The organism is Nostoc sp. CALU 546 (assembly GCF_048836525.1).
The window spans coordinates 38,542-61,543 of record NZ_JAWJTF010000055.1; the positions used below are offsets into that span (position 1 = coordinate 38,542).

At 40.3% G+C, this 23,002-nt stretch carries 17 protein-coding genes and 1 pseudogene; 9 read left to right on the forward strand and 9 right to left on the reverse strand.

Features of this window, described 5'->3' with window-relative positions; genetic code table 11:
- Positions 1–21 precede the first annotated feature (21 nt).
- Positions 22–477, reverse strand: coding sequence for a helix-turn-helix domain-containing protein (locus tag RRG12_RS24425; RefSeq protein WP_420760958.1), 456 nt, complete (start codon positions 475–477; stop codon positions 22–24).
- Positions 478–1,659: 1,182 nt separating this feature from the next.
- Between RRG12_RS24425 and RRG12_RS24430 the strand changes: the two genes are divergently transcribed.
- The 5 genes from RRG12_RS24430 to RRG12_RS24450 all read left to right on the forward strand — a co-directional run bounded on the left by RRG12_RS24430 (position 1,660) and on the right by RRG12_RS24450 (position 7,659).
- Positions 1,660–3,399 carry a diflavin flavoprotein gene (locus RRG12_RS24430; RefSeq protein WP_069073286.1) on the forward strand — a complete coding sequence of 580 codons (1,740 nt, stop codon included), beginning with the start codon at positions 1,660–1,662 and terminating at the stop codon, positions 3,397–3,399.
- Between the two features lie 187 nt (positions 3,400–3,586).
- Complete coding sequence (locus tag RRG12_RS24435) at positions 3,587–5,299, forward strand: diflavin flavoprotein (protein WP_420760959.1); 1,713 nt, start codon at positions 3,587–3,589, stop codon at positions 5,297–5,299.
- A gap of 420 nt (positions 5,300–5,719) precedes the next feature.
- Positions 5,720–6,835, forward strand: a complete 1,116-nt coding sequence (locus tag RRG12_RS24440; RefSeq protein ID WP_420760960.1) for a hypothetical protein — start codon at positions 5,720–5,722, stop codon at positions 6,833–6,835.
- 308 nt (positions 6,836–7,143) lie between these two features.
- Positions 7,144–7,302: a hypothetical protein gene (locus RRG12_RS24445; RefSeq protein ID WP_420760961.1), complete on the forward strand. Its 159-nt coding sequence runs from the start codon at positions 7,144–7,146 to the stop codon at positions 7,300–7,302.
- A gap of 177 nt (positions 7,303–7,479) precedes the next feature.
- Positions 7,480–7,659, forward strand: coding sequence for a hypothetical protein (locus RRG12_RS24450; RefSeq protein ID WP_069073290.1), 180 nt, complete (start codon positions 7,480–7,482; stop codon positions 7,657–7,659).
- A 20-nt stretch (positions 7,660–7,679) separates the two neighbouring features.
- Here RRG12_RS24450 and RRG12_RS24455 read toward each other — a convergent pair whose 3' ends face one another.
- A complete protein-coding gene (locus RRG12_RS24455) occupies positions 7,680–8,972 on the reverse strand; it encodes a dicarboxylate/amino acid:cation symporter (protein ID WP_420760962.1) in 1,293 nt (430 codons plus the stop codon).
- A gap of 193 nt (positions 8,973–9,165) precedes the next feature.
- Between RRG12_RS24455 and RRG12_RS24460 the strand changes: the two genes are divergently transcribed.
- A complete protein-coding gene (locus tag RRG12_RS24460) occupies positions 9,166–11,796 on the forward strand; it encodes a DNA polymerase III subunit alpha (RefSeq protein ID WP_420760963.1) in 2,631 nt (876 codons plus the stop codon).
- A 243-nt stretch (positions 11,797–12,039) separates the two neighbouring features.
- Here the strand turns inward: RRG12_RS24460 and RRG12_RS24465 are convergent, their stop codons facing one another.
- The gene (locus tag RRG12_RS24465) at positions 12,040–12,171 is read right to left on the reverse strand and encodes a hypothetical protein (RefSeq protein ID WP_420760964.1); all 132 of its coding nucleotides are present in this window, start codon (positions 12,169–12,171) and stop codon (positions 12,040–12,042) included.
- 37 nt (positions 12,172–12,208) lie between these two features.
- Between RRG12_RS24465 and tnpA the strand changes: the two genes are divergently transcribed.
- Positions 12,209–12,619, forward strand: coding sequence for an IS200/IS605 family transposase (tnpA, locus tag RRG12_RS24470; RefSeq protein WP_420760965.1), 411 nt, complete (start codon positions 12,209–12,211; stop codon positions 12,617–12,619).
- A 131-nt stretch (positions 12,620–12,750) separates the two neighbouring features.
- Here the strand turns inward: tnpA and RRG12_RS24475 are convergent, their stop codons facing one another.
- Positions 12,751–14,484, reverse strand: coding sequence for an Rqc2 family fibronectin-binding protein (locus RRG12_RS24475; protein WP_420760966.1), 1,734 nt, complete (start codon positions 14,482–14,484; stop codon positions 12,751–12,753).
- 530 nt (positions 14,485–15,014) lie between these two features.
- Entirely contained in the window at positions 15,015–16,280 is a 1,266-nt protein-coding gene (locus RRG12_RS24480; RefSeq protein ID WP_420760967.1) for a glycosyltransferase family 4 protein, read from the reverse strand.
- A gap of 738 nt (positions 16,281–17,018) precedes the next feature.
- Between RRG12_RS24480 and psaK the strand changes: the two genes are divergently transcribed.
- The gene (gene psaK / locus RRG12_RS24485) at positions 17,019–17,279 is read left to right on the forward strand and encodes a photosystem I reaction center subunit PsaK (RefSeq protein WP_069073294.1); all 261 of its coding nucleotides are present in this window, start codon (positions 17,019–17,021) and stop codon (positions 17,277–17,279) included.
- A 102-nt stretch (positions 17,280–17,381) separates the two neighbouring features.
- Here the strand turns inward: psaK and RRG12_RS24490 are convergent, their stop codons facing one another.
- The 4 genes from RRG12_RS24490 to RRG12_RS24505 form a co-directional block, all read right to left on the reverse strand.
- Positions 17,382–18,122, reverse strand: a complete 741-nt coding sequence (locus tag RRG12_RS24490; protein ID WP_420760968.1) for a DUF3891 family protein — start codon at positions 18,120–18,122, stop codon at positions 17,382–17,384.
- Positions 18,123–18,457: 335 nt separating this feature from the next.
- Positions 18,458–19,150, reverse strand: coding sequence for a manganese catalase family protein (locus RRG12_RS24495; protein WP_069073296.1), 693 nt, complete (start codon positions 19,148–19,150; stop codon positions 18,458–18,460).
- Between the two features lie 651 nt (positions 19,151–19,801).
- Positions 19,802–21,184 (reverse strand): oxygen-independent coproporphyrinogen III oxidase, encoded by a 1,383-nt coding sequence (gene hemN / locus RRG12_RS24500; RefSeq protein ID WP_069073297.1) that lies wholly within the window; start codon positions 21,182–21,184, stop codon positions 19,802–19,804.
- Between the two features lie 101 nt (positions 21,185–21,285).
- The gene (locus RRG12_RS24505; protein WP_069073298.1) at positions 21,286–22,002 is read right to left on the reverse strand and encodes a heme oxygenase (biliverdin-producing); all 717 of its coding nucleotides are present in this window, start codon (positions 22,000–22,002) and stop codon (positions 21,286–21,288) included.
- 571 nt (positions 22,003–22,573) lie between these two features.
- On the opposite strand from RRG12_RS24505, the pseudogene RRG12_RS24510 reads away from it, so the two are divergent.
- A pseudogene (locus tag RRG12_RS24510) lies at positions 22,574–22,894 on the forward strand (IS4 family transposase); the annotation flags it as partial.
- Positions 22,895–23,002: the final 108 nt, after the last annotated feature.

A 23,002-nucleotide genomic window follows, 5' to 3' on the forward strand; every position in this document is an offset into this window, starting at 1 on the left:
TCTGAATTCTTCTTCAATCAGCTAATTATTCTGTTTCTGGGGTTCTTTGCGTGCGCTTCCAAACCTCCTTCCCCTTTTTTTAAGTACCCGTCGTAATCTATCTGCACTCAAGTTGACTTGACGCTCAGATGCCAGTTTTTTTGCTAATTCTTTAGAGTTATAACTCTCTGACTCTTGAGCTAAACAATTTTCTAGATAAACCAAATCTGATTCCGAATATCGCGGTTTTCCTCCTCGGCCAGGAGCATCCCATAAACCCACTAAACCCATCTTTTCCCAGCGATGAAGGGTTTGACGTACTGTTGAAATCGCCCAGTTCAGGCCTTTAGCAATTTGCTCATTTTTTAAGCCGCGAGTATTCAGTAGTAAAACTTGAGCACGATCCCTAGTACGTTGAGGTACATCTTTGGCTTTTCTCAACTCTTCTAAAGTCAGCTTTTCTTCCTCAGTTAGAAAGACTTTTAATCGGCATCCCATAGTTAATAACCTTTTATGAAATAAATTTTTGCCATTTTTATGTCTATTTACGCCTATATACTTAAGTAGCTTGGTATTTTATTACACTCTCTAAAAGCTAAACTACAAGTATTAAGGTTGTCAGCGTCTAGAAGACTGCTACGTGATAAGTATTTGGATCGAGAACATTATCAAAGTTTGCAATTTATCATCAGCAATTTTTGTAAAAAGTTAGGCATATCAGAGATGACACCATTAGCCTGTATAGGCAAATTTATTTAATAGCCTGAAGCTGTAGCTTATGGCTATGAAAATAAGAATTTGCTGGCGTTATTCTGATTAATGTCTAAAGTCGATAATAAAGGACTGTATCACCAAACTTCTGAGATGATTCGTATGGTTACGGAGATTTATGGAAACTTTAAAAATGATTTTTACGCTATTTTCCATTTGGATGAATAAAAAAAGATATGCAAGCCTAGTTTCTTTTGATTCAACTAGTCTCTGCAAAATTGCTTTGCTAATCTCCAAAAAAGTATCTGCTTCATCAAGTTTACATAAAATTTATATTTTACACAACTAGATTCTTGCTTGAGATAAAAATATATTCAATACCAATTTGAGAAAGCAGTGTTAGCAGCTTTATTTGATGTAGATTTAAAATCTAAAACAACTTATCTTACTTTTCCTACCTTTCCTACCTTTCCCACTTTTATACTTAGTTGTAAGAGAGTATCTTAAAAAAACCAGCTTTTTATGATTGATATTTCAATCTATTTTTTTAAGATATTTATTTTGCGATCGCTCAATAATGTGTGCCACAATCATCAGATTTATTTGTAAATTATGGTCTGTAATTAGCATTTATAGGTCATTTTCAAAAATAAAGGCTAATATAACAGTCTTAAACGTGTAATTTTTTTTAGTTTGCAGGTTTTCAGTTTTTATTGTCAAATAATATAATAGAGATGATATTTTTGAATTAAGACATGAATAGATAAATAGCAAAATTAACTACTCAGTAAATTCTTAGAAAAAATTAATATGTAGTATATTTCCGAGTCATATTTTTTGCTAAAAAACAGCCATAATTGATACAAGTTAAATTTTTCAAAAACTGATATTTATTACAACTTAAACAAAAAATAATAGAGAGAATGGGGGCAGAAGAAAAACCTGTTAATTTGCGATCGGAGACGAATAATGGTAGCGATGTCTACGACCGGCGATGCCCACGCAGAGAACGTTCAACATCGGTTAACTATACAAACTGTAGAAATTGCCCCTAATACAACGGCGATTCGCTCTCTTGATTGGGATCGCGATCGCTTCGATATCGAATTCGGACTGCAAAACGGTACAACCTATAATTCATATCTAATTAGGGGCGAACAAACAGTTTTGATTGATACTTCTCACCAGAAGTTTCGTCACCTGTATTTAGAGACTCTCAAAGGTCTTGTTAACCCCAAGACAATTGATTACATAATTGTTAGTCACACAGAGCCAGATCATAGCGGCTTAGTAGAAGATGTCCTCCAGTTAGCTCCTAGAGCTACCGTCTTAGCCTCAAAAGTTGCACTTCAGTTTTTAGAAGGCTTAGTACACGATCCTTTTTCCAAGCGGATTGTCAAAAGTGGCGATCGCATAGATATCGGCAAAGGACACGAAATGGAATTCGTGAGTGCGCCTAACCTGCACTGGCCGGATACAATCTTTAGCTTTGACCGCAAAACCCAAATTCTCTATACCTGTGATGCTTTTGGGATGCACTTCTGTGACGATCGCACCTTCGATGAAGATTTAGAAGCGATCGAAGCTGACTTTAGATTTTACTATGACTGCTTAATGGGCCCTAACGCTCGTTCGCTGCTGAATGCGATGAAGCGGATGGGTGAGCTAGGGAAGATTAATATAATCGCCAATGGTCACGGGCCTTTATTATACCACCACTTAGATGTTCTAACCGGGTGCTACGAAAATTGGAGCCAAAAACAAGCTAAAGCAGAAACAACAGTTGGCTTGTTTTTTGTCTCAGAATATGGGTATGGTGAACGCCTTGGTCACGCAATTGCCGAAGGTATACTGAAAACTGGCGTTGGCGTAGAAGTACTGGATCTGAGTACTGCTGAAAGCCAAGAAATTCAAGAACTAGCTGGGAGAGCAGCAGGCATCATTATTGGTATGCCTCCAACTACCTCCGCCGCCGCCCAAGCTAGCATCAGTTCGGTGCTAGCTGTCGCCAAGAACAAGCAACTGATTGGGCTGTTTGAATGTTACGGTGGGGATGATGAACCCATTGATACACTCCGAAGAAAATTTCTCGATTCTGGCATCAAAGAAGCCTTCCCAGCGATTCGGATTAGAGAGGCTCCCAGCGCATCAACATTCCAGTTGTGTGAAGAAGCGGGTAAAGACATCGGACAATTGCTAGTGCGCGATCGCAACATCAAGCAAATCAAGTCCCTTGATGTCAACATGGAAAAGGCGCTGGGTCGCATTAGCAGCGGACTATATATAGTCACAACTAAAAAAGAAAATGTATCCAGTGCAATGCTGGCATCCTGGGTAACGCAAGCGAGTTTGCAACCATTAGGATTCACAATTGCCGTTGCTAAAGACCGCGCCATTGATTCCTTAATGCAAGTAGGCGATCGCTTCGTCCTCAACGTTTTGGAAGAAGGCAATTATCAAGAACTCAAGAAACACTTCCTCAAGCGCTTGCATCCCGGTGCTGATCGCTTCGCGGGAGTAAAAACTCAAACCGCGAAAAACGGTTCACCAATTCTGACAGATGCTCTGGCATACATGGAATGTGAAATACAGAGCAGCATGGAATGCAGCGACCACTGGATTTTATACTGCACCGTCCAAGAAGGTCGTGTTTCCAAAAACGATGGGCTGACAGCTGTTCGCCATCGCAAAGTAGGTAATTACTACTAAGAAATAGGGAAGAGGTAATAGGTGACAGGGGACAGGTGACAGGGGACAGAAAAGAAAACTATCCCCTGTTTCCTATGATCCATACTCTATAACCTATTCCCTGTTCCCTGTTCCCTGTTCCCTGTTCCCTGTTCCCTATTCCCTATTCCCTATTCCCTATTCCCTATTCCCCAACTTTAAAACAGCTATGACCAATTCCAAGCCACGCGACGTACAAGTTTTACCAATTGCTACAAATACTAAGGCGATCAGAGCACGTAGTTGGTCACGTCTGCGGTTTGAAATTGAATACGCACTTGAAAGAGGTACTACCTCCAATTGCTATTTAATTGAAGCTGATAAAACCGCACTTATTGATCCACCGCCAGAAAGCTTTACCGAAATTTATTTAGAGGCATTGCGGCAGACTTTAGATTTGCAACATTTGGATTATATAATCCTGGGTCATTTTAGTCCCAATCGAGTTGCAACCCTCAAAGCAATTTTAGAATTGGCACCACAGGTAACTTTTGTCTGTTCTCTTCCCGGTGCGAACAATTTGCGTGCTGCTTTCCTAGATCATGATTTGAAAGTCTTGGTGATGCGGGGGAAAGAAACTCTGGATTTAGGCAAGGGTCATGTTTTAAAATTTTTACCCACTCCTAGTCCGCGTTGGCCGGAAGGACTTTGTACCTACGATCAGCAAACTCAAATTCTCTACACAGATAAGTTATTTGCAACTCATCTCTGTGGTGATGAAGTGTTTGATGATAACTGGGAAGCGCTCAAAGAAGACCAGCGTTACTACTTTAACTGCCTGATGGCTCCCCAAACTCCTCATGTGCAAGCAGCTTTGGAGAAAATATCAGATTTGCAGGTGAGAATGTATGCTGTGGGTCATGGGCCTTTGGTACGTAGCAGCTTAATCGAACTCACCAAAGCTTATGGAGAATGGAGCCGTTCTCATAACGATCGCGAAATTTCCGTTGCCCTACTTTACGCTTCAGCTTACGGGAATACGGCGACTTTAGCACAAGCGATCGCTCTGGGATTAACTAAAGGTGGAGTTGCAGTTAAATCAATCAACTGCGAATTTGCTACCCCTGATGAAATTCGTATCAACCTAGCACAGTCAGAGGGTTTTATCATTGGTTCTCCTACCATCGGTGGTCATGCACCAACTCCCATTCATACTGCTTTAGGGATTGTGATCTCAAGCGGTGACAACAGTAAACTCGCTGGGGTATTTGGTTCATACGGCTGGAGTGGCGAAGCATTTGACTTAATCGAAGGTAAACTCCGAGATTCTGGATATCGCTTTGGCTTTGACACCCTGAAGGTGAAGTTTAAACCTGATGATGTCACTCTCAAATTCTGTGAAGAACTAGGTACAGACTTTGCCCAAACACTGAAAAAGGCTAAAAAGGTACGTGTACCACAACAAGCTGCTACCCCAGTGGAACAGGCTGTTGGTCGGATTGTTGGTTCCGTTTGCGTGGTGACAGCTAAACAAGGAGAAGTGTCTACCGCAATGCTAGGCGCTTGGGTTTCTCAGGCCACCTTCAATCCACCCGGAATAACAGTTGCGATCGCTAAAGAGCGAGCGATCGAATCTTTAATGTATCCAGGCGGGAAGTTTGCCTTAAATATTTTACCTGAAGGCAATCATCAAGAGTACATGAAGCATTTCCGTAAATCTTTCGCGCCTGGGGAAGATCGATTTGCCAACTTTAGTACAGCAGTTGCAGATAACGGTTGTACTGTCCTTACCGACGCTTTAGCATATTTGGAATGCTCAGTCAATCAACGTTTGGAATGTGGCGATCATTGGGTTGTGTATGCAACCGTGGACGAAGGCAAATTACTCAAGCCTGATGCTGTTACTGCCATCAACCATCGCAAAACTGGCACTCATTACTAAATCTTTACAGGTAGTCTCTAACTTAGAAGATTACCCTGCAATCCAACTCTAGCAGCATTTTTGTTACTTACTTTATCTGCTAGAAATACAATCAACTTCACTAGATGTTTATACATCTAAATAAATCCATCTATCACTTTCATGTGTAGGTGGATTTATTTTTTTGTTAGGAAAAAGGTTTTCAGGTAAAAGCGCGTTCTGCTGGTCAGTGATGGCTGCTATAAACCATGAGATCAAATCCTGTATCAATGCATTTAAAAATAACAGCAACCGTAGAACTGACGTATCTACATAATAAATTCACACTTTTTTATCATAAGTTTACACGTATATAGTGAAGAATTTAGCTTCATCAAAATATGATTAAGAGAAGGTTATGAAATCTTTAAAATCTGAGTTAATCAGTAATTGTAATGTTTCATGACCAAGTCAGACAATTTATTACATTTAGCCAGTGAAAATAAGGAGATATTATTGATTAGGAAAATAGACGCGCAAAGTTTTGAGCTTAAGCCTCTTGGGATGTATTTGGTTGAAGCTGAACTAATCACTTCAGATGAATTAGACACAGCACTTAAGATACAAAAGTTGAGTGGTGAGCAGTTGGGAAAAATTCTGGCAATGCATGGTTTTGTTAGACAGCAAACCATTGAGTACTTCATGTCAAATGTTGTATTGCCAGAGCGACGCAAAATCTTGAAAAACCAGTCTTATTCAGACAATGGTAACAGCGATCGCATCTCTGTAATTGAGTCAAAGAGTTATATAAAACCAGTAGATGCGATCGCACCATTGCAATCATCGCATAAATTGAAAGTATATCTTTCTGCCAACAAAACCCTCAAATTACTGCTTGGCGTAGTACTTTGCTTGGCTATTATCAGTCTTTTGGCTAATTACAATGTCTACTATCTACCTGACTTCCCTGGGAGAGATATCTTTAGAATTCTATTCGATCTCAACAGCGAAGATAATATTCCGACAATTTACTCTGGAGGAGCTTTACTATTTTGTTCTATTCTGCTGGAGATCATCTTCCAAGCTCAGAGGTTAGCTAAGAATAAAGATGTCTGGGCATGGAGAGGATTGTCAATAGTTTTTGCTGGTTTATTCTTAGATGAATTGATCGGTCTTCATGAAAGACTAACTACACCACTGCGAGGTACATTTAATACTAGTGGTTTTCTTTACTATGCTTGGGTGATTGCGGGTGCTATCTTCGTACTCCTCTTTTTGCTAGTATTTGGGCGATTTGTCACGACTCTTCCTGGCAAGACACGACGCTTATTTTTCATTTCTGGAACAATTTACGTAGCGGGTGCAATTGCTACTGAATTGGTAGGCGGATATTATGAATATTACTACACCCCCAATAGCATGCTTTATGTCTTCATAACAACTATAGAAGAAGTGCTAGAGATGCTGGGCATAGTTATCTTTATTTATGCGCTTTTGTCGTATATAAGTTGCAATATTAAAGGTATAGATATAGGAATCCACATTATCGATTCTAGAAAGCAAGGCCAGCGAACTTAGAGGTTATTTGAAAAGTATGATTGCTAACATTTAAGCCTCGGAAACTTAACCCCCCTAGTCCTATTCTCTACAAGGTAATGGGGGTTTAAAAGCCTCTTGCACTTTTGAGGAGAGGTTTGGAAGCGGAATTTCTAGTATATTTTGCAACTTTTAAAATATCCTCTAACTGCCCGAAATCTACTACTCACTCATGAATAGTAACAATCTGGAAATCACTTTTGAAGGAATGGCTGATGAATAAGTTATCCTGCAAAACTTTGCTGTGGAAAAACTAGATAATCTCTCAGCAGTGGGTAATATCCTATTTAATGAGCCAATTACAATTAGTGACAGCCTTTGATATCCTTACAGCCAACTCCATCCAAAGCATCATCTTCAACAAGAACACAGTCACCTTTCTGAATGACCTGAAAAATAATATCAATGGTTTTGACAACTTAGCTGATGTCATCAATGGTCAGGGGTGAGTGCAATTTCAGTATTAAAGCGGAAACAATATAAATTCATTTGCTGAAATTCCGCAATTGCCACCAAGACAATTGTAAAAACGCAGTGTAGCCTTTAACTAGAAAAAGAGTATCAAGGCAGTTTTTAGACAAAATGCCAACTATGGCCACTAAACTTTTATAATATTTGTTGTTCTTATGACTCCAAAACACACCAAAATCCAATTTCCCCTTTGGCAGTATTTGAACCAGCCCTTATTTAGTCACGATACTAAATTAGTATTGAATCCTCAACGCTTTGCATTGATCTGGCGTCTGCAACTTCTAGAACGCTGCTGGACTAAAGAATGTGATGCCAAAGGGCCTCAACAGCATTAGCGAGCTAAAAAACCGGCAAACTAAGCCTCGTTTACAGAATGGGGCTTTTTGCCGTCAAGTAAAGCACTGACAGTCATATCTCCCATAACATTAATCGCGGTACGGCAGCGATCTAGAAACCAGTCTACAGTAACTAGCAAAGCAATATACTGGGTAGGTAAGCCGACAGAAGTGAAGACCAGTGTCATCGTTACCAGTCCAGCATTGGGAATATTCGCCGCACCTACAGATGCAAAAATCGAGGTAAGAATGACAATTAACTGCTGTCCTAGACTTAGATGTTGCCCAATTAGTTGGGAAATGTACAACGCAGACATTGCTTCATAGAGGGCAGTGCCATCATTGTTGAAATTTGCCCCGACTAATGCCCCCAAGGCAGCAGAAGATTCCCTTAAACCGACTTTTGTTTGCAAAACTTCAAAGGTTATGGGCATTGCTGCCGCCGAGGAAGAAGTTGAGAAAGCTGTCAAAAAGGCATCAGAACCGCCAGCTAGAAATTTTAGCGGGTGTACCCAAGAACCAAATTTTACTCTGGTGAGGTAGTAACACGCTTGCAATACCAGCGCTAACAACACCGCGACGATAAATGCAGCCAAAGATTTAAATGGTGCAAAGCCCTGCATCGCCACGGTTTTAGCAACAATTCCAAAGACTGCGAACGGCACTAAGGCAATTACCCAGTTGAGGACGCGGACTACCGCTTCAAATAAAATTCCGATGACATCCTCTATCGGCTGGAATCCATTCTTGCCTTGAGCGATTTGTTCAGATTTTAATGCCCGCAGAACGATGCCAAAACTTAGAGCAATCACAATTAGTTGGATGACATTATTATCAACCAATGGCTTGAGAATAGCCTCCGGGACAGCATCTTTGAGTATTCCCCAAGGGTCAAGACTCTGAGGAGCTATTTCTGTACTTGTTGAGGTCGTTACATTTCCCCAAGTCCCCGGACGTAGTACATTCGCGACGAAAAGCCCCACTAAAATAGCTACGGTAGTGTTGGTTAAAAGTAGCACTGCCAGCCGCCGTCCGGCTGTCCCAGGGATGTTGGTAGTCATCAAAGTATGCAGCACTGCTACCAGAATTAGGGGTGTAGCCAAGGCGCGGAGAGCCTTTAGCACCAATTCCGCCGGAATTGCTAAATTATTGATTAAGGAAGCATTGCTGGGATTGGGATTCCCTGCACCAAGGGCAATTCCGACACTGACTGCCACTACTAAGGCGATGAGAATTTGCAACGTGAGAGGGATACGCTGCCACCAAGGGCGAGTTTTGGTTGCAGGCGAAGTAGTACTCTCTGTTTGACTCATTAGTTAAATACTGGTTAACTGCTGTAACTGTTAAAACAACACTAATGATAGTGACAATTTCGGAAAAAGAACAGCTTTAATTTTGGGTAAAAACTGTTAATCTAAGATTCCGTTGGTTTGCAAAATCTAGCTCGAAAGGGTATACCACAAGGTAGGCCCCTAGAGGTATCTTGGCTTGTGGTTGGAGATGCTTATGTCCTTTGTCCCGTTACATATTCACAGTGACTACAGTTTGCTCGATGGGGCAAGTCAGCTACCAGAGTTAGTGAATCAAGCGATCGCACTGGGAATGAAAGCGATCGCTCTTACCGATCATGGTGTCATGTATGGAGCCGTTGAACTGATCAAAATTTGCCGGAGTCAAAATATTAAGCCGATTATCGGCAATGAAATGTATGTAATTAACGGCGATATCGAGAAACAAGAACGCCGCCCCAAATATCATCAAGTAGTTTTAGCTAAAAATACCAAAGGTTACAAAAATTTAGTCAAATTAACCACAATTTCTCACCTCAAAGGTGTTCAAGGTAAAGGAATTTTTTCTCGTCCTTGTATTAATAAAGATTTATTAAAAGAATATCATGAAGGCTTGATCGTCACCAGCGCTTGTTTGGGTGGAGAAGTCCCCCAAGCGATTCTCAGTAATAGACCAGATGCCGCGCGGAAAGTTGCTCAGTGGTATAAAGATGTATTTGGTGATGATTATTATCTAGAAATTCAAGACCACGGTTCCCAAGAAGACCGGATTGTGAATGTTGAAATAGTCAAAATTGCGCGGGAACTAGGCATTAAAATCATTGCCACTAATGATTCACATTTTATATCTTGTTTTGACGTTGAAGCCCACGACGCTTTGCTATGTATTCAAACTGGCAAATTAATTGTTGAAGATAAGCGGATGCGTTACAGCGGTACGGAGTATCTCAAATCTGGTGAGGAGATGCGGCAGCTATTTCGTGACCATTTACCGGATGATGTAATTGCCGAAGCGATCGCAACTACCGAAGAAGTCGCCGATAAAGTCGAGCCTTACCATATCATGGGTGAGCCTCAGATTCCTACACCCCCCATTCCTTCTGGTCATACTGCTGACACTTACGCCGAAGATGTTGCATGGAGCGGACTTTTAGAACGCTTAAATCGCAAATCTCGCCAGGAAGTCGATTCCGTCTATAAAGAAAGATTGGAATACGAACTGAAAATGATTCAGCAGATGGGTTTTTCCAAATACTTTTTAGTTGTATGGGACTACATCAAATTTGCTAGAGATAATAATATTCCTGTGGGGCCAGGTCGGGGTTCGGCGGCTGGTTCATTAGTTGCTTATGCAATGCGAATCACTAATATTGATCCTGTACATCATGGGTTACTATTCGAGCGTTTTTTGAACCCAGAACGGAAATCCATGCCTGATATTGATACGGATTTCTGTATTGAACAACGGGATAAAGTTATTGAATATGTAACTGAAAAATATGGTGCAGATAGAGTTGCTCAAATTATTACTTTTAACCGTCTAACTTCTAAAGCGGTTTTGAAAGATGTCGCCAGAGTGTTGAATATTCCATACGGGGAAGCTGACAAAATGGCGAAAATGATTCCTGTGGTGCGGGGTAAACCAACGAAACTCAAGGTTATGGTTTCTGATAAAACTCCAGAACCAGAGTTTAAAGAGAAATATGATAAAGAACCCCATGTTCGCCATTGGCTTGATATGGCAATGCGAATTGAAGGAACTAACAAAACTTTTGGTGTTCATGCAGCAGGTGTGGTAATTTCTGCCGACCCACTTGATGAAATTGTGCCGTTACAAAAGAATAATGACGGTTCTGTAATTACCCAATATTTCATGGAAGACTTGGAATCAATGGGTTTGTTGAAAATGGATTTTCTGGGTTTGCGGAACCTGACGCTAATTCAAAAAACTGTGGATTTGATTCAAGAAACGAGAGGATATCGGGTCGATCCTGATGAAATTCCCCGCCAGGAAAGAAAAGCCCAGAGGATATTAGCTAAAGGTGAACATAGTGCTTTGCCAAAAGATGTCCAAAAAACTTATGAATTATTAGAAGCAGGTGAGTTAGAAGGAATATTTCAATTAGAATCTTCCGGGATGCGTCAGATCGTGCGAGATTTGAAACCTTCTAATATAGAAGATATTTCTTCAATTTTGGCACTTTATCGACCGGGCCCATTAGATGCGGGACTGATACCTAAATTTATCAACCGCAAACATGGTCGAGAAAAAATTGATTATCAACATACCATTCTGGAACCAATATTAGACGAAACCTATGGAATTATGGTCTATCAAGAGCAAATCATGAAAATTGCTCAAGATATGGCGGGATATTCTTTAGGACAAGCTGACTTGCTGCGTCGGGCGATGGGTAAAAAGAAAGTTTCTGAGATGCAAAAGCAGCGAGAAAAATTCGTGGATGGCGCAGCGAAAAATGGCGTTCAGAAAAAAGTCGCGGATGAATTATTTGAGCAAATGTTGAAGTTTGCTGAATATTGTTTAAGCTATGACACAGAAATATTGACAGTAGAATATGGATTAATGCCGATTGGAGAAATTGTCGAAAAAGGCATTGAATGTACTGTGTACAGTGTTGATAGTAATGGAAATATTTACACGCAACCTGTAGCACAGTGGCACGATCGCGGACAACAAGAAGTATTTGAGTATTGTTTGGAAGATGGTTCAATTATTCGGGCGACAAAAGACCATAAGTTTATGACTGTTGATGGTCAAATGTTGCCAATTGATGAAATATTTGAACGGGAATTGGATTTAATGCGGGTAGAGGGTTTACCGAATTGAGATGAGGGGTATTAGTTTTAACTATTGTGGGGTGGAAACCGCGTAAAACTAAAGAAGATGCGCCAATAATACCAGGGTTTGATGGGTTTTAGTTGGGGGCATCCCGCTAACCAAATTCATTGGTTTAGCAACCAAACCGCCAGCCAGCCAGGGAATAGAATTCCCTGTCTAATGGTGCAAGTCCTCTAGAAGAGGACTAGAAAAAACTTGGTTTAATTGTTGACTAGTTTCACATAGTCGTCTTCAGACGACTTTAGCTTTCAGACAGGGAATTTCATTCCCTGGCTGGCTGCTGGCTGGCGGCTGGCTGCTGCCTTCTGGCTGGCTGACGGACACTGCTAATATGATAATTTTTTCCAGCAATATGGGAAACATAAATATATGTAAATAAATACAAAATTTAAAAAATATTATGTCTCTGTGGCGACTTTATTATCATATTGTTTGGGCAACAAAAGAACGCCAACCTCTAATTACCTCCGATAAAGAAACTGAGCTTTATAATTACATCATTAATAAATCCAATAGTTTAAATTGTAGACTCCATGCCATTGGAAGTATTGAAGATCACATACATTTAGTAGTATCTATCCCGCCAACAATCGCGATCGCAGAGTTTGTGAAAAAAATTAAAGGAAGTAGTTCTCACCATTTCAACCAGAATCTTTACCCTACATCAGAAAAATTTGCTTGGCAAGAAGGATATGGTATATTTTCTTTGGGCAGTAAGCAACTTGAGCAAGCTGTTATATATGTTCAAAATCAAAAAATACATCATCTTGAAGGCACAGTAAATTCCCATTTAGAAAAAGCAGGCGCATAACCAAGAAAAAGAAACTGCTAATATCTACAGGCAACTCAAAGCTGATTAATTTAATCAATTTGCACCCAGAGAAAAAAGCAAGCGGAGAACAACTAAAATAACTGATTTAGGTTTTGGTGAAGTAAAGAACGTCATTTTGAATTTTGAATTGTTAATTGCGGTTTTCCCCAAAGGATGGTTTCTTGCTTGTAAATGGCAATTCCCGGTTTTGCGCCTTTGGGTTTGTAGACGTGTTTTGGCTGAGTGTAAACTACTGCCACTTGCTCACTCTGACGGGCGCGACTGTAATATGCAGCGAGATTAGCTACAAATTGCAAATCAGCTTCTTCTGCAACAGCACCCGGTTCTAAGCGTAGTAATACATGGCTCCCTGGAATTTCTTGAGCGTGGAACCAGATGTCATAATCCCCTGCTACACGAAAGGTCAATTGGTCATTTTGGCGATTGTTACGACCAATTAATACTTCAAAGCCACTGGGGGTAAGGTAACGATGAAAATTGGTGCTGAGGGGTTCATTTGCACTCCGACTGCGATATTCTGGATCTTCCAGATACTTTTGCCCAATCAACTCTTCGCGGATTTCTTCTAAAGCTCGCAAATCTTCTGCTGTTTGGTAATTATCTATTTGGCTTATCGCAGCTTCTACTTGCTCTAAATAATCAATTTCTGTCTGCACTTCCAATAGTAGCGGTTCTACAGCAGCACGAGCGCGTTTCAGCTTTTGGTGCTGTTTGTAAAGACTTTGGGCATTTTGGACGGCATTTTTATCTGGCTGAAGTGCGATCGCAATTGGCAAATTTGTCTCAAAATCAGCCAGGATAATTTCTTTCATCCCCGGTTCCCAGTTTTGCAGGTGAGCCATCAATAAATCAGCTTTTTGCCGATAATCATCGGCTTGATCTGATTGCTGCAAACGCGTCTTAAAGGTTTGAGCTTTATTCCGTAATTTCGCCAGAATATTATTCAATTTCTGACTCAACTGATGGCGCAATTGGGAAAATAACTGTTGGTCTATCTGGTTACTGTAATAACAGTTAAGCAACTCTTGGATATTTTTGACCTTTTCAACTGCACCCCAACCCATGACGGTGTAGCCATCTTTTGTCCAAGCGGGTTGAAATTTTTTGGAATCCAAGGCTTGCAGCCATTCTTGCCAACGCTCAAACAACCGTCGCCAGTCGTCGGGGTTGAGAGTATCGGTGGATGTTTCTGGTGCAATATTTGCTTCTAGCAGCATTAACTCCAGCAGTGCTGCACTCAAGCCACTATAACTCTTGAGCAATTGCCGCTTGATTGCCCCTGGGACTAAACTTACCCGTTCTTGCCAACGTTCTTGGGATTCGTTCAAACTAGGGACAGTGCCAGTCAGTTTCGGTGGGGTTTCATAAGGTTGTCCGGTTTGGATGGGACGGACACTAGATTGTTGCTGACTGACTTGATGAGCGGCGGTGATAATTATATTGTTAGCGTCGGTGAGAATGACGTTGCTATACTTGCCCATAATTTCTGCATAGACATGATACAGGGCACTTTCTCCGGGACGACGAGCAAATTGCAAATCAATAACCCGCTCCCAAGGAGCGATCGCTTCAATAGCTACCAGCGCCAAACCACCCAATTGGTGTATCAGTTGTTGGCTAAAGGTAAAAGTGTCTGGCGATCGCGGCGGTGGATCACCAATACAAATATGTGCAGCTTGCGGATGCCAAGAAATCTGTAGCCAATCCCGCTGTTTCAGGGTGCGTAATGCGATGGCAATAGTGTAGCGATCGCGCTGATAAACCTGCTCTGTCCGCGAGGGCAGCCAGTTAGCGCGTATTTCGCTACAAGTAGCTGTAAGGGTCGTGAAGTCAACTGGTTGCATAGCTATTCGCGTTCAAAGGTCGATGCTCAGTATACTTCTATCGTCTCTAATATAGGAATCCGCTTTGATTTATGAACGAATTTGCGGAGACAGGCAATAGGCAACAGGCAACAGGCAATAGGCAACAGGCAATAGGCAATAGGTAATAGGCAATAGTTAGGCAATAGGGCTTTTCAATACTTGTCGGGTTTTGGGGAAAAGGGAAAGAAAAAACCTTTAACCTTTACCCTTTAACCTTTTCCCAAAACCCAATTCCGAGTTAAAAATCCAAAACCTGAGCAGTATTGGAGGGCTTCTTAGTTGTACTGAGTTTTTTCACCAAATCAAATATGAGTCCTATATTGATATTAGCAATTACTCAAATAAGCAAATTGTATTGCCAAATTCCGTACAAGTTTAGTTGGCAATACCATTTGTTTTAAGGTTGTTCATGGGAACTTCAGACGTAAAAAGACGCAAAATTTGCGTCTCTACAAAAGTTATCGGTATGTAGATGATCTGATCCAAATCCTATTGGATTGGTTGGAAGGTTATTTAGTGAGCAACAAAGTTTCTTTAACTGGTTGTAGCAGTTCGGTATAAAGTTCACTCAACTGAGTTGCAACACCATGCCAACTAAACTTGTTTTCGACGCGCTTTCTGCCAGCTTTACCCAATTCATCTCGCCATTCTGGATTTAAGAGAATTCTGTCGATGGCAGAAGCAAAGGCATCTACATCTTGCGGTGGAGCCAATAAACCAGTTTCTTCATTAACCACCGTAAACTGAAGTCCACCGACATCGCTAGCTACAACTGGTGTACCGCTTGCCATCGCCTCGATCGCTACGAGTCCAAAGGGTTCGTAGTGACTGGGAACAACGCAAACATCGGCAGCTGCGTAATAAGTTGGCAAAATATCTTGACTCAAACGACCGGCAAAAGTAGTAAAGTCGCTTATGCCTAATTCGTTGACAATTTGCTCAATGCGATCGCGTTCAATTCCGTCGCTGTTACCAGGAGTACTACCACCACCAATAATTAGCTGGAGATTCTTGGAATCGCGTAGCCCAGACTCATTTACTGCCCGCACCAAGGTTTCTATCCCTTTGCGTGGGTCAAAACGACCTACATATAATACAACTTTGGTTTCTTTATCAATTCCCAATTCAGCCCTGGCTGCTTCTCGTGCAATCGAACCAAACCGCTGAATATCTGTACCACAGGGAATGATATCGATATTACCTTCAGTGGAAACTAGCGATCGCATATGTTGCTGTTCTTGCGGACTTGTCGCCACAATTCGCTCTGCTATTTCCAACACCTCTTTTTCTACTGCTAATCGCTGACTGGCAATCAGAGGGATATCTTCTATAGTGTTGTACTTGACTGCTCCCAAGGAGTGATAGGTGTGAACCTGTTTACTCTGTTGGATTTTCTTTAACTCCATCCCCACCCAACTAGAGAGCCAGTAGTTAGTGTGAACTAACTGGTATGTAATGTCATTTTCTACTTGAAATTTGAGGAAATTATCCCGAAATTCTGGCAGATATTCAAAAATATCATCTCGCGGCACAAACTCAAGGGGGCCAGCTTTTAAACGAATAGTTCGACAATTTTTGCTGTGTTGAACAATCGAGTCTTGTTCCAGACTCACTTTGCGGGTAAACATATCAACTTGCCATCCTAGCTGCGCTAGTGCTTTACCCACCTGGCGCACATAAACATTTTGTCCCCCAGCTTCTTCTTTCCCTATTTCAATCGCCGGATCTCCGTGGACGGAAATTAAGGCGATACGTTTTTCGGTGGTAGAGTTCATAGTTTGTGTGTTGCTGATTTTCACAAAGTTTTAGGCTGTTTCAAGTTCGTGTATAGCACGCTTCCTTGAATTGTTTAGGAACTTTGATTAATATTTATCTTAATTTACTATGTCTAATATTTATTTACATCTTCCTAGCAGAAGTATACTATGTAGGTTGCGTACAAATATTTAATTTCTTTAGATATAGGAGTATTTCTATACTTGTATCTCACACTTTTGATAGATTCAAATTATATTTTTTTGTATATCTTCTTTGAAAGGCAAAATGGCTAAAAAGCATACAGATACTTACTTTAAGCTTCCGTGCTTTCTCTTATTTCAATTCGGATTGCTGTATTAATTCAGAATATCTAATACTTTTGATAGATAAAAATTATATCTTTCGTCTTGTTTGTGCAGATATAGTCCCATAGATAGATACATTAACGTGAGTTCGACGAAGCGAAAAAGCAGCCGCTCTACGTGCTGTTGAAATTCTAACCATCTATCACAGTCAATTCCAGGATTTAAGCATATTCTACGAACTCTGTTTTAGAAGATAATGTGCGATCGCAAGTATCTTGTAGAGAAACCATCAAGCTTTTTGGCGATTTTTGCGTCACGATCAACTCACATTGTATTAAGTAATGAGAATAACTGTTAAATATTGATGCAAAATTGAGTAATCTATTGAATTTACTTCAGAAAGTTTCAGATTATATTTTCAATCATTAATAAATTTCAGGAGCAAATCAGGTGTTTACTTCAACCTTACTCGCTGCTGCAACTACACCCCTACAATGGAGTCCTACAGTTGGGCTGATTATCATTCTCGCTAATATTGTTGCCATTGCCTTTGGCAAATCTAGTATCAAGTATCCCAACGCAGAGCCAAAACTACCCTCATCTAATTTATTTGGTGGTTTTGGTTTACCAGCGCTTTTAGCAACTACCGCCTTTGGTCACATCTTAGGAGTGGGCGTTGTCTTAGGGCTGCATAACCTGGGAAGAATTTAGATTCTTACCCAAGTTAGCTTTTATTTGAAGATTCTTTTGTCTCCAGCTTTGAGCCAGAGAGTTAGTTCTCTGGCTCTTTTTTATTGTGGTGGCGACAACTATCTAACTCTTAACAAATGTCCACTCTAGTACCTTAATGGGAGCTTCTTGTAGTGCTTTAGTTAGTTCGTTACTACTTTCAAATTTTACCTGGGAGAGTTCGCAAGCTTCGACGTTGACTGTAAATTCATTGTCCTGGAACGGCCACGGTTTCACAACAACCAAGTTATCACTGCGCTGCATGATGTCATAGCGCTGACCTTCAGGGCCCTTGCTAATCTCTAAACACCGCTCATCTTCAGGTAGTTGTTGCTGACATAAGATAAGAGAAAGGCGATCGCACCATTGCATAAATGCATAGGCTGCATCAACTTCCTCCTTTTTTATCCCCAGTTCTTTGCGCCAACGTTGCTGATTTTGAAGTTGTTCATCCAAAACTTTGTCTAGTTTTGAAGACTTTCCCCGCCTTGGCTCATTTAAACGGCTGATGTGCATGGAGATTAATAGAGCCACCCATCGTCCACGGTAAAGGGCATTCTTTGCCAGATCAGCCAAATTCTCGACACCGGCATCTGCATCGGCATTTGAGTTGAGGGTGAAGTCCTTTGGCACACCCGCTTCAGTCAAAATATCTTCTTCCCACTCTTTTTCTAGGTCATCGTGATGGGAAATTGCAGTCATCGTTTCATATAACCTTGCTGGAGCATCTTTACGTCGCCATTGTCCCGCCAGTTGAGCTGCTAATAGAGCATGGGCACGATGATAAATGACTTCCCAACCATTTGGCATAGCGTTGACAATCACAAGTTAATCTCCTAATTCTGAGTTTTGAATTTGAGTTGAATTAATTTCTGAAATCAGAAATGTTGATGTAGATATTGATGAGCGATCGCTCTAACTTTTTTAGTGTGACTGAATAATAACTATAGGTATTTTCACTTGAGTGTAATAACCAAATACTCAGTTGAAATTCCCGACTTTTCTAAAAAGTCAGGAATCTTTTTGTTTATGAGAGATAGCTCAACAGCCCAACAATTACTAAAGAGAGTGGCTGTCTACCGGATGATTGAACTTTTCAAGAATCTGTTAAAAATCTCTTTACATCAAATCAACCTATACTCTAACTGCAACCTATGCAATTAAGAGTGACTTTCTAGCGGATCAGCAATATATTTGAATGTTGGCTCCGAATTCCAAGGGCCACGTTCATCTTTACCATTTCCGTTTGTAGATAGGTTGTAGTAGAGAGCAACAGTATCATCTGGCTTAACATTACCAAAGAATGGATCTGTCAACTTACCTAGTGAATCTAGAGCTTTCATAAACATCTGAGTATGAGAAATTTCTCGTGTTAACAGATGCACTAAAGTCTCTTGAGTTCCTTTGTCGGTTGCCAACTTGATCAATGATTCGTAAGTCTGACGAGCGCCTGCTTCTGCTGCAACATTGGCTCTTAAATCACGCACTACATCTCCACCCTCATTCAAGTAGCTTGCAGTCCAAGCAGTACCTTGGCTATCTAGAAAATGAGGCCCAATTCCTCGGACTGCAAAGAGAGTACTCTTATAAGCCTCAGTTTGATCTACATTTTTAGTATGAGCTTCAATGAGTTTACCAACCATTTCTAAATGGCTGAATTCCTCGATTGCAATGTCTTGGAGCATATCTTTAATGCCAGCATTTTCAACGTGGAATGATTGAACCCAATATTGAAGTGCTGCACTCAATTCTCCAGTAGCGCCGCCAAACTGCTCTAAAAGTAACTGAGCAAAACGAGGATTTGGCTCACTAACGTTAACTGCACGAATAGTCTCTTTTTTGTGAAAAAACATAGATTGATACTTCCAAAAATTATGATGTTAGAGAAGGGAGCGAAACTTTAGCAGTTGCACCTGCCAAAATTACTAAAACTACTCAAGCAATAATACTTATAAGCTTCCTCAACAATCTCACTTGTATCTAAGTTATCAACTCTGAACTAAAATTCTTTCTACCAGATGGGATAAATACTAAATCCAAAAGTTAGACAAAAATGTTTATATCAAGATTATTTGGATAATAATTAGCATTTATAGTATAAAAATGTTATGCAAAAGTTTTCTCAGATAAATCAGGAATTATTGAATAGACTAGTTTAGAAGTTATTCGCCCTATAACTAGACATGAATACATGAATAAATTATATTTTTTATGCTTTTTATATCTATCTGAAGATGGAAAAAAGTTATCTAACTTTTTGGAGATGCATTGAAATAATTTTTAATTCGTAATTTCTCATTACTGAAATCCCCTCAACCGCTATTTTCAAGGTAGATTGAGGGGCAATACTTTTCGGGTTTTGGGGAAAAGGGTAAGGGGTAAGAAAAAACATTTAACCTTTACCCTTTAACCTTTTCCCGACACCCAATTCCGAGTTCAAAATGCTTATCCGAGCAGTATTGGATTGAGGGGATAATATGTAGTCAATATTTGCAAAATGAATATCAAATGGCGCGGGAGAATTTTGTCTCTCGCGTTCTGGTGTGAGTATCAAATATCACGGCTATATTTCTGACTAATAATCTACCGATGTCTGTAATCTGGATCTGATTTTTTGATAAACTAACTAGACCATCGGCTTCTAGTGGTTTTAATGCCTCTATTTCCTCGGAGAAATATTCATCAAAATTGATATGATATTTATTTTCAACATCTTGCTTATGCAACTGGAAGTGAGACATAATACCCATGATTACATCCCGTCTGATGATGTCATTTTGAGTAAGTTTGATGCCTTTACTAACAGGTAAACTACCTGCTGCAATTGTCTGATAATAATCCTTTAATTCCTTGTGGTTTTGGGCATAAGCATCTTCTAGCATACTGATGGATGTAGAACCAAAACCAAAGAGTTCTGTTTCAGCGTGGGTAGTGTAGCCTTGGAAATTGCGTTTGAGAGTGCCATTGCGTTGAGCGATCGCTAGTTCGTCATCAGTTTTAGCAAAATGATCCATCCCAATAAATAGATATTGGTTATTCGTCAATTCTTCAATGGTCATTTTCAGAATCTCTAACTTTTCCTCTGCTGGGGGTAGCGCCTCTTGAGGAATATTTTTTTGCGTCGGTTTGAGCCACGGTACATAAGCAAAGTTAAAAACCACAATTCGGTCAGGATCTAATTCAATAGTCTTTTTCAGCGTCTCCCGAAACGTCTCGCGGTTTTGATAGGGTAAACCATAAATTAGGTCTACATTCACACTTTCAAACTTAGCTTCTTTGACCCAACTCATAACATCAAAGAGCATTTCTTCTGGCTGGACACGATTAACAGCTACTTGAACTTGGCTGTTAAAATCCTGAATGCCAAAACTAATACGGTTAAACCCAATCTCTCTCAGAAAGAAAATGTAGTTTTTATCGATATAGCGGGGATTAATCTCAATTGAGATTTCTGCTTTTGAATCGATGTTGAAATAGCGATTTATATTTTTCCATAAAACTTCTACCTGGTGACGCTCTAAGTAATTAGGAGTACCACCTCCCCAGTGGATTTGCAGTACTTTTCTGTCTGGATCGATTAAAGCTGCGGTGTTTTTGATGTCTTGAATCAAAGACTCCACATAAGGTTTAGCAATATTCTTGTTGTTGGAAATTACCGTATTACAGCCGCAGAAGTAGCAAGCACTTTGGCAAAAAGGGATGTGGAAATATAAAGAAAGAGGGGTTTTGCGTTGGTTCGATGCTGCGATCGCGGCCTTAAAATCAGTTTCGGTGAATGTTTCGCTTAACTCTGTAGCCGGTGGGTAACTGGTGTATCTAGGTGCGCGAGTGTCGTACTTTTGAATCAGATCCAGATCAAACTTGACACCAGGTAGTAGAAAAACCATTGAGTTTCTTTCCAATGAATGAAGGGAGTGGAGGGAGATAATGGAGATGAGGAGCAGGGAAAAAATAACTAATGACAAATGACAAATGACGAATGACAAACTTAATTAGCCGCAGCGATTTCAGTACTACCTGAATTCTGAGAACGAGTTAGGCTATTAAACAGGACTTGACCGAGTGCTTTGATTAAACTTCCTTCTAACTCCTGAGCCATCTGTAAGTTCAACGCAAAGGCATGATTCGCTTCTGTAACAATCCGTTCTGCTGTTATATCATCAACAGGTAATGCATTTAATGCCTGACGATACTTATCCTTAAATGCTTTTTTGTCAGGAATTTGCTCAAAGTTGTAGAAGGATGTGCCTTCATAACCAGAAAGCTTCAAAGCTGACTGAGCAACTTTTTGCAGCATTTGACCCCCTGAAAGATCGCCCATGTAGCGAGTGTAGGCATGACCTAGCAATAAGGCTGGTTCACTAGCAGAAATTTCCCGAATGCGATCAATGTACTTTTGGGCAGCGGATGAGGGTATAACCTGCTCTCTCCATTTATCCCCATAATAGAACACCATGTCTTTTTCGAGCGAGGATTGGCGATTAAGTTCAGGAAAGTAAACCGCACTAATTACAGGATGGTTTACATGGCTCTCTAATGCTGCTTCTAGTTCACTGTAGATGTAATACAAGTTGCTTAAGAACTTGGCGAAGCAGTCTCTATCCACAACTCCTTGCAAAAAACATTTCATGAATCCCACATTTTCTGCTGATGTGTGGGCTTGTTGAGTTCCAGAACGCAGTTTGATGGCGAGATTGCTACTCATTGTTGCTTCCTTCATTTTCAAGCGCAAGGTTTCTGGACAGCCACCGACTTAGGATGCCTGCCAATTCCAGCTAAAAGATTGTTATTCTAGGTTTAGAGAGGATTTGCATCAGTCCATCCAGCAAGTACCACTGCCGATGTAAATCCAGGTATTTTTATTTCTCCTAAGATTATTTAACTATTCATTCATATATAACTATGAAAGATATTAGTATTTATTTATGTTTTTCTGATACTCATGTTCAGGCACATTTCAGTTGAGTATAGGAATCCGCTTTGATTTCTGAACGAATTTGCGTAGACAGGCAATAGGCAATAAGGCTTCTTAGTTGTACTGAGTTTTTTCAGAAATCAAATATGAGTCCTGTAGTAACAAAACTGATTTTGCAATAGGCATTTTAACTCTGCTGAAACGATCGCATTCTTTAATACCAAAGATCATTGAAGAGACGAATAACACAGCCGCACGAGCATTTTCCCAGGTTTTGGATACAAATCATCCAGAGTTTTTCCGCCGGTTGGAGAAGTGTTCTGACCTTAATCTGAAATTAGCAAAGATTAACAACAGCGATGCCTCGGAGAAGGGCTGGTTTATCCTGACTAACTTAGATAATTTGGATTCAGCTATTAAAGCTTATAAACAAAGTTTTGATGTTGAAGAGATGTTTAGAGATTTTAAGAGCGTTGGTTATAACTTGGAAGATACTAATGTATCAGGTCAACGGCTAATTTAACTAATATTATTAATCTCGCTTGCCTATACCGCTGCAACTATATCTGGTCAAAAAATTAAACGTATGGGTGTTCAAAAATATGTCGGCCGAATTAAAAAATCTAAGCGAATTGTTCGACGACATAGTAGTTTTTATATTGGTCTTTATGACCACAATTGAGTCAATTTCATGGAAAATTCTTATGAGTTCGTCACTGAATTATTGAGATTAATACCAATTCTTTATGAAGCTGGATAGAATTCGATCCCCCCTAGCCCCCCTTAAAAA

Bases quoted from the DNA above. Each gene is read 5' to 3' on its own strand.
- RRG12_RS24425 (WP_420760958.1), bottom strand. From the start codon at position 477: ATGGGATGCCGATTAAAAGTCTTTCTAACTGAGGAAGAAAAGCTGACT.
- RRG12_RS24430 (WP_069073286.1), top strand. From the start codon at position 1,660: ATGGTAGCGATGTCTACGACCGGCGATGCCCACGCAGAGAACGTTCAA.
- RRG12_RS24435 (WP_420760959.1), top strand. From the start codon at position 3,587: ATGACCAATTCCAAGCCACGCGACGTACAAGTTTTACCAATTGCTACA.
- RRG12_RS24440 (WP_420760960.1), top strand. From the start codon at position 5,720: ATGACCAAGTCAGACAATTTATTACATTTAGCCAGTGAAAATAAGGAG.
- RRG12_RS24445 (WP_420760961.1), top strand. From the start codon at position 7,144: ATGAGCCAATTACAATTAGTGACAGCCTTTGATATCCTTACAGCCAAC.
- RRG12_RS24450 (WP_069073290.1), top strand. From the start codon at position 7,480: ATGACTCCAAAACACACCAAAATCCAATTTCCCCTTTGGCAGTATTTG.
- RRG12_RS24455 (WP_420760962.1), bottom strand. From the start codon at position 8,972: ATGAGTCAAACAGAGAGTACTACTTCGCCTGCAACCAAAACTCGCCCT.
- RRG12_RS24460 (WP_420760963.1), top strand. From the start codon at position 9,166: ATGTCCTTTGTCCCGTTACATATTCACAGTGACTACAGTTTGCTCGAT.
- RRG12_RS24465 (WP_420760964.1), bottom strand. From the start codon at position 12,171: ATGTTTCCCATATTGCTGGAAAAAATTATCATATTAGCAGTGTCCGTC.
- tnpA (WP_420760965.1), top strand. From the start codon at position 12,209: ATGTCTCTGTGGCGACTTTATTATCATATTGTTTGGGCAACAAAAGAA.
- RRG12_RS24475 (WP_420760966.1), bottom strand. From the start codon at position 14,484: ATGCAACCAGTTGACTTCACGACCCTTACAGCTACTTGTAGCGAAATA.
- RRG12_RS24480 (WP_420760967.1), bottom strand. From the start codon at position 16,280: ATGAACTCTACCACCGAAAAACGTATCGCCTTAATTTCCGTCCACGGA.
- RRG12_RS24495 (WP_069073296.1), bottom strand. From the start codon at position 19,150: ATGTTTTTTCACAAAAAAGAGACTATTCGTGCAGTTAACGTTAGTGAG.
- hemN (WP_069073297.1), bottom strand. From the start codon at position 21,184: ATGGTTTTTCTACTACCTGGTGTCAAGTTTGATCTGGATCTGATTCAA.
- RRG12_RS24505 (WP_069073298.1), bottom strand. From the start codon at position 22,002: ATGAGTAGCAATCTCGCCATCAAACTGCGTTCTGGAACTCAACAAGCC.